The sequence below is a fragment of the Intrasporangium sp. genome (assembly GCF_051961875.1).
Taxonomy (GTDB): Bacteria; Actinomycetota; Actinomycetes; order Actinomycetales; family Dermatophilaceae; genus Intrasporangium_A.
This window is the reverse complement of sequence record NZ_JBQCCV010000097.1, coordinates 1-2,635: the sequence shown is the minus strand read 5'-3', so window position 1 is coordinate 2,635 and position 2,635 is coordinate 1. Positions and strand designations below refer to the sequence as shown.

Genomic DNA, 2,635 nt, shown 5'->3' with positions numbered 1-2,635 from the left:
TCTCGGGCTGGTCGATGTCGTAGCCGCGCAGCTTCGCGATCACGGCCGTCATCCGTGTGCCGAGGATGTAGAACTCGAGGACGTTGGCAGGCAACGAGATCGGCATCGTGAAGAAGCCGCCGAGGCCCGTCGCGAAGCCACCTACCGCGCCGAGGCGACGGTGGTCGCGCCGGACGATGTCGCTGGCCTTCTCGACGTGGCCACCGGCCTCGGAGAGCGCCTCGGCCGCAACCACGCTCGCGGAGTCGAACGGTCCCTTGCCGTCGATGCCGACGTCGAGGAGACGCTCGACGAGCCGCGTTGCAGCCGCGCTCATGCCACTCCGCCTGCCCGGTGGCACTGCGAGGGCACGCCCGGGTGGACTTGCCAGCTGTGCCGCCGCCCGGTCGGACGCCTCCTCGGTCTCGTCCTTGCCCCAGCCCAGAATCCGCACTGGTGTCCTTTCCTCGTCGTCCGTTCGTCCCGATCCCCCGAGCCGGCCTCAGCAGCCACCGTATGACGGATGCCGCGCCGATGGGCGCAAGCCCCCGAGGAAATCGGCCTGCAGGACGGTCGTGGGCGTCCCCTAGGCTCGGCGCATGAGCCGGCAGATCCTCGCGCAGCCCGTCGACGAGCTGAGGCGCGACCACACGAGCATCAAATGGCGTCTCTACCCCGAGGACGTCCTGCCGCTGTGGGTCGCGGAGATGGACGCCGCGCCCTGCGAGGCGGTGGTCACCGCGGTGGCCGAGGCCATGCGACGAGCCGACACCGGCTACGCCGCCCCGGGCAGGTATGCCGCCCAGCTGGCGTCCTACGCGCAGGCGGAGTGGGGCTGGGCGCTCGACCCGCAGACGGCCGTCCAGGTCACCGACGTGCTGACCGGGATCGCCCGGCTCCTGGAGGTGCTCACCGAACCGGGCGGACCCGTCATCATCAGCTCCCCGGTCTACAACGCCTTCTTCACGGTGATCGACTCGGTCGGCCGGCGCCCCGTCGACGCTCCCCTCACCGACGAGGGCCGCCTCGACCTCGACGTCCTCGCCGACGCGTTCCGCCGGGCGACCGCCGACGGTGGCCGGGCGGCATACCTCTTGTGCAACCCCCACAACCCGACCGGCACGGTCCACACGGCCGACGAGCTGTCCCGCCTTGCCGTGATCGCGCGCGAGCACGGGGTGCAGGTCATCTCCGACGAGATCCACGCACCACTCGTCTTCGGGACGAGCACCTTCACGCCCTACCTCACCGTGCCCGGCAGCGAGGGCGGCGTGACGGTGACGGCGGCGTCCAAGGCGTGGAACCTGGCGGGGCTGAAGGCGGGGCTGATCGTGCCCGGCGCGGAGGCACTCGCCACCGTCAAGGCCCTCCACCCGTTCGTCTCGATGGGCGCGAGCCACCTGGGCGTCATCGCCCAGTCCGCGGCCTGGGAGGGTGGGCGCGACTGGCTGCGCCAGCTGCGCAGCGAGCTCGACGACAACCGGCACCTGCTCGCGGAACTCGTCGCGGAGCAGCTGCCCGGCGTCCGGCTCAGGCTGCCCGAGGCGACCTACCTCGCGTGGCTCGACTGCCGCGACCTCGGCCTCGGCAACGACCCGGCGGCGGTGTTCCGGAGCCGCGGTCGCGTGGCCCTCTCCGAGGGTCCGCACTTCGGGCCACGGGGAGTGGGCGGCGCGCGCCTCAACTTCGCGACGTCCCCCGAGATTCTCCGGGAGGCGATCCGCCGCATGGCGAACTGTCTTGAGTGACAAGGCGGTCCAGCCGCCGCTCGTCGCGCTCGTCCTCGGCCCACAGGGAGCGTATGTCGCTGGGCCGGGCCTCGACGAGCCGTGGGCGCCCGACGCGGTGGTCTCCCGCTTCGTCGAGGTGGGGCGGGAGCAGCGGCCCAGGTGGGTCGTCTGGTCCGCCCGGCTCGGCCTCCGGCCCATGGTGTCCGCCGGCGTCGCGGTGCCGCGTGTGTGGGACCTGGCGGAGGTCCATCGCCTCATCCACGGCGGCTGGCAAGCGTCGCCCGGTCATGTCTGGGCCGGCTGCCAGGGGCTGGACGAGGACGCCGTACCGGCGCCGGGAAGGCCGCGGCTGGCCGGCTTCGACGGCGACCTGTTCGACGCCGCCGGTGACGGCGAGGAGGGACCGGTCACCGCTGCTGGACACCTGCGGGCAGATGCGCTGACCAGCTGGGCGTCCCACCCCGACCGCCTGCGGCAGCTCGCCTTGATGGCACTGGACTGTCAAGCGCAGCAGGCCGATTCGCTCGAGCGGGTCGTCAGCCAAAACCCCGGGCATGCGCGACGGACCACCTGGTCCGAGTCGGCCGCCGCGGTGCTGTGCCTCGAGCTCGAGCGGGACGGGCTGCCGGTCGACCGGCTCGCCGCCGAGGACCTCATCGGTGCCGCGGCGGGTCCGCGGCCGGTCGACGAGAACGACGCGGAGCGCATCCGGCGAGAGCGCGACCGGGCGGTTCTCGCTCATGCTCCGGGGCGTGAGCGGACCGACCTGCGCAACCCCGCCCAGGTCCGTGAGCTGCTCGGGTCGATCGGGGTCGACGTGCCCAACACCCGCGCCCACGTGCTGGAGCCCTACCGGCACAGTCACCCGCTCGTCGACGCGCTCCTCACATGGCGCAAGGACGAGCGCATCGAGACGACCTATGGCT

At 72.5% G+C, this 2,635-nt stretch carries 1 protein-coding gene and 2 pseudogenes; 2 read left to right on the top strand and 1 reads right to left on the bottom strand.

Annotation, left to right across the window (positions count from 1 at the left end):
- A pseudogene (locus tag ACTHJJ_RS05640) lies at positions 1-316 on the bottom strand (EcsC family protein); the annotation flags it as partial.
- 262 nt (positions 317-578) lie between these two features.
- Here ACTHJJ_RS05640 and ACTHJJ_RS05635 point away from each other — a divergent pair.
- On the top strand, positions 579-1,727 hold the full coding sequence (locus ACTHJJ_RS05635) for a MalY/PatB family protein (protein WP_440301958.1): 1,149 nt from the start codon (positions 579-581) through the stop codon (positions 1,725-1,727).
- Positions 1,720-2,635, top strand: a pseudogene (locus tag ACTHJJ_RS05630) (DNA polymerase); the annotation flags it as partial. The gene ACTHJJ_RS05635 and the pseudogene ACTHJJ_RS05630, both read left to right, overlap by 8 nt.

Excerpts from the sequence above, each read along its gene's own strand:
- ACTHJJ_RS05635 (WP_440301958.1), top strand. The coding sequence starts at position 579 with ATGAGCCGGCAGATCCTCGCGCAGCCCGTCGACGAGCTGAGGCGCGAC.